Annotated in this window: 4 protein-coding genes; all 4 read right to left on the bottom strand. The window is 45.7% G+C overall.

Annotated elements, in window-relative coordinates:
- Positions 1-1,027: bifunctional folylpolyglutamate synthase/dihydrofolate synthase (locus PLH26_RS20545; RefSeq protein ID WP_324587893.1), on the bottom strand; the 1,027-nt coding region annotated here is incomplete at its 3' end.
- A 144-nt stretch (positions 1,028-1,171) separates the two neighbouring features.
- Complete coding sequence (locus tag PLH26_RS20540; protein WP_324587892.1) at positions 1,172-2,044, bottom strand: hypothetical protein; 873 nt, start codon at positions 2,042-2,044, stop codon at positions 1,172-1,174.
- Positions 2,045-2,144: 100 nt separating this feature from the next.
- Entirely contained in the window at positions 2,145-3,440 is a 1,296-nt protein-coding gene (locus PLH26_RS20535; protein ID WP_324587891.1) for a hypothetical protein, read from the bottom strand.
- 393 nt (positions 3,441-3,833) lie between these two features.
- On the bottom strand, positions 3,834-4,256 hold a 423-nt coding region (locus PLH26_RS20530), incomplete at its 5' end, for an exo-alpha-sialidase (RefSeq protein WP_324587890.1).

The following is a 4,256-nucleotide window of genomic DNA, read 5'->3' as shown; positions in this document are numbered from 1 at the left end:
CAATGTGAAGATCATGATAGCTCATCAGTTCCAACTGTTCTGTTATTTGCCTTATGCCGTCTTCATTATGGCCTACATCCAGCACAACCATGGGCTGATGATGAATAACTTCCCAGCGACCATGCAGCGCCGTCAGCGATCTTACATTGCGCAATCCATCTAGTATGGCTGTATCCGGAATTTGCCAGCCTTCTTTTTTTAGCAGGCCGATGGCAGTATATACCGTAACTACATTTTTTACCTGGTAAATGCCTGTAAGATCAAGACGGATCGTTTGTTTTTCATTGTGTGAAGGGCACACGAGTTCTACCGCCAGTTCGGATTGCCCACATCTGTAGTCATCAGCATACCATTCTTTTTCGGCAAACACGAGCGGAGATCGTCTTTCTTTGGCAACGGCTTCAAAAACGGGCTTTGTTTCAGGGAGCGCTTCGCCAACAACAACCGGTATGCCAGGCTTGATGATGCCCGCCTTTTCAAAAGCGATCTGTACCAGGCTGTTTCCCAAAATATTCATGTGATCCATGCCGATATTGGTAATAACGGACAGCACGGGCGTTATTACATTGGTGCTGTCTAACCGCCCGCCCAGACCGGTTTCTATAACGGCCACGTCTACCTGCCTGGCGGCAAAATATTCAAATGCCATCACAACAGTTATTTCAAAAAAAGAAGGTTCAATTCTTTTGATCTGGGGCATTTTTTTTTGTGTAAACGATACCACAAAATCTTCTTCAATCATGGCACCATTTACCCTGATCCTTTCCCTGAAATCTTTAAGGTGCGGAGAAGTATATAATCCCGTTCTATAGCCTGCTGTTTGCAATACCGCCGCCAGCATATGGCTAACCGATCCCTTGCCATTTGTTCCCGCTACATGGATGCTTTTGAATGTATTTTGCGGATTGCCTGCCTTTTCGCACAAAATGCGGGTATTGGTCAGGTCTTTTTTTATAGCCGAAGCGCCCGTGCGGCTGAACATGGGAAGCGCCTTATACAGATAGTCAATGGTTTCTTTGTAATTCATGAACGTACCCTGCCCGTATGCAGGGAACAAAAGTAAGCGGAAAATGTGTGCGACTGTGATTTATAAAACAAAAAAGCATACGCTGCAACCATTGATTGATATGCGTATGCCTTTTGAAGATATTGGGCTTCAAAAACAGGTATCTTAATTCGTTACTTTAAAGTTGAAAATGATCGTGCCTCTTTGTTCATCACCGGCGGCAAATTTTAGCTGGCGGGCCTTACGTAAGGCAATGTCTTTTAGTCCGGCATTGGAAGTGGTAGATCCTTTCGGCTGGTAAGTAGCGCCGGTAACCGCTCCTGAAGCGTTAACCGAAAGATCAACAGCCACTTTTGCATTTTCATTAAAATCATCCTGAAAGGAGGGTTGTTGTAAAATGCGGCGCCCTCTCAAATTACCCGATATGGTATAACCGCTGCCGCCGGAGCCTTCATAATTTGTTGCATTCGGGTCGCCGTCAATCCTTCCCCTGTCGCCGGATCCCGTGGTATTGCCTTCACTGCGGCTGTTGTTCCACGAATCGGCATTATTGCCCCCGCTGCCGCTGCCATCACCGCCTTTATAAGTGGCTTTAGGTTTGGGCGGAGCAGGTTTGGGATTTTCAACGACCTGTGGTTTGGTATTGTTCTGCCTGGTTACCGATGTATTTTCTTTGGTGGGAACGTTGGTGCTTTGGGGATTGGATACCCTGGGCCTGGGTACTGTTACATCCGGGGCTTCTTCATCATTGTCGTCTGTTTCAACAGCTCTTACATCCTGAACAGTTGTATGAGCTGCTCTGGGAGGTGTATTCACTTCTTTTTCCGCAGCAGCGGGCTCGCCGGGGATAAGCGGCTGTATATCGCCGGAACCATCGTCGCTGTTTCCAAGATTTACGATCAATCCTTCTTCAACGGGAGGCGGCACAACAGGAACAGACCATGAAACCAGGAAAAAAAACAACAATAAAGCACCGGATATAACGCCCGTTATGGTTCCGGCCTTTACATTTTTTGCTTTTTCGAAATCAGATGACATTTTGTTACAATGAGTTTATCATACAAATTTAATCATGTTATTGTTATAATCGTGTGAATGTAAGCATATAATTATATAACAATTTATCATATAACGTCTGCTATTGCTCAAATCGTATCTGCGCATTGGGATGCACATACCCAATGGAAACGGCAATGCAGCTCAGCAACAGAATACAGAGCAGCACGGCTACCCACCATTTAAGCACGGCATACGGCCAACGGTCGGAAAGAACATTTTCGACGTTTATCGGATACGGGGCGCTTTTACGCAACAACAGCCACAATACAAAGAGGTTGATCCAATACAAATGCTGCGAACTGAATTTTGGTGCAAGCCATATGGCGCTGATCACGTTACTGATAACAATATACCATACCATATAAAACAAGGTAAGCCCCATCGCTTTTTTTTGCGTTGACGCACCCTGGAGTGCCGGCTTATAATAATAGGTAAGCACGAGCATGAATAATGCAGACATTACCCACATAACCAACTGCCAGTTGAACGCAAAGGCTGCCGGATCGGCACTGTGTATGCCTTCACCGGTTGACATCATGGTTTTGGTATTCACTCCTTCAATAAGATTGATCACAGGAAGGAGTACGATCAAAAACACCCATGCCATTAGATTAGACATCCTGGCAGGAGCAATGGTTTTCGGCCACCTGTTAACAGAAAAGACTCCATAAGCCATTCCCAATCCGCCAAAAAAGCCGATAGAATATTCCATCACATTCCACCAGTTGAATTTTATACCCGAAGTATGCCCCATGCGTTGCAAAAAATTTCCAAAGCCAAAACCAAAGCCGGCGCCCAGGGCACTGAAAAAAGCAGTACGCAACGCATAGGTGTAGCCGTTACGATACATATACCATCCCAGGGCCAGTGCAGCTCCCATGCAGGCGGCCCACAGCTCAGATCGGGGTGGCGTCATAAACCATTCCAACTGAAAAATAAATATCCCCCAGAAGAGGTATCCTCCCGCAAACATCTGTGTAAACACTGCAGCCCAGTCTACTTTATGTTCAGGAGTGGTTGATAAAGCCAGTGCCGTTATCCCTCCGCCTAAAAACCCATACAGTGCGCCTATGATCACCAGCATCAGTAAACCATAGCTTACATTCAGGTAATCTGCAGCATGCCCGTAACCAACGATTTTTCCATAGCTCATCATGCCGCCGGCGCCCCATGCAATAGCGCCCAATGCCACAATAACCGGCAAACGTTCGTACCAGTCTTTCCGGCCCGAAAGCGCTATGATGGTTAATATACCAATGGCAGCTGCCCAGGTTGCGCCATATTCATGGCCTATCTGTCCACGCGCGGCCCAGGCCGTTCCCAATGCCAGCCCTACGGGCAGCATGCGGTTCAGGAAAAGGGTTGAAGCTTTCATTAGTTGAAATTTTAAATGGCATTAAGTATTTAAAGTGCAAATCGTATAAGAAAAGTTTAGTAACAGATATTCCTTTTACTTTTTCTCTTGAAAGAAAAAGTAACAAAAAGTTCAGGCACGGATGAGAATACAACACATCCGTGCACACGCCCTGATTTAGCTGTGGTACTACTGTATTTTCAACTATTATCCCTGATAAATATGCAAAGAGCCTGAATCACTGTTACTTTATCAAATTTATAGTTCTTAACTGTTATTACTTAATACAAAAAATTAAGTAAATACTAACGCCCTGGACTGATCTATCTGAACCTGATTTAAATTGAGCGGGTATGCTCAGGCTTTGAAGTTATATTGCCCTGCTGCTTCAACCAAAAACTAAAAACCATAAACTCATTGCCTTTCTTTTGCCGCTTTGATCAATGCGTCTTTGGTTCCAATCCAGTAAGCGATATTCTTGCGGTTCCATGTATAGCTTACCGCAATAGTATCTTCATAGCTGACTACCGCGGGATAGGAAAACTCATCTTCTTTATCGCCGCTGTCAATATCCAGTATTTTCGGCCAGGTTTCACCGTTATCAAACGACACAGCAAGCGAAAGCGGTGAACGCGATCCCCAGTTTGCCGTATCCGGATTGTAGGCCAATACCAGTGTTCCGTCGGAAAGCCGGGTAAGATCAATGCCGCTATTGGGATTGGGCAACCCCGATTTATGGCCGGCAGACCAGGTTTTTCCTCCGTCTTCAGAATCACTGCGGTAGATAGCGCCTTCCGAACTGCGCAGCAGCATATGCACTTTACCGGGAGCAGATTC

The sequence above is a fragment of the Agriterribacter sp. genome (genome assembly GCF_035444585.1).
Classification (GTDB): domain Bacteria; phylum Bacteroidota; class Bacteroidia; order Chitinophagales; family Chitinophagaceae; genus Agriterribacter.
Note: the sequence above shows the minus strand (reverse complement) of the source record. Positions and strands in the feature narration are given on the sequence as shown.

Excerpts from the sequence above, each read along its gene's own strand:
- PLH26_RS20535 (WP_324587891.1), bottom strand. The coding sequence starts at position 3,440 with ATGAAAGCTTCAACCCTTTTCCTGAACCGCATGCTGCCCGTAGGGCTG.
- PLH26_RS20540 (WP_324587892.1), bottom strand. The coding sequence starts at position 2,044 with ATGTCATCTGATTTCGAAAAAGCAAAAAATGTAAAGGCCGGAACCATA.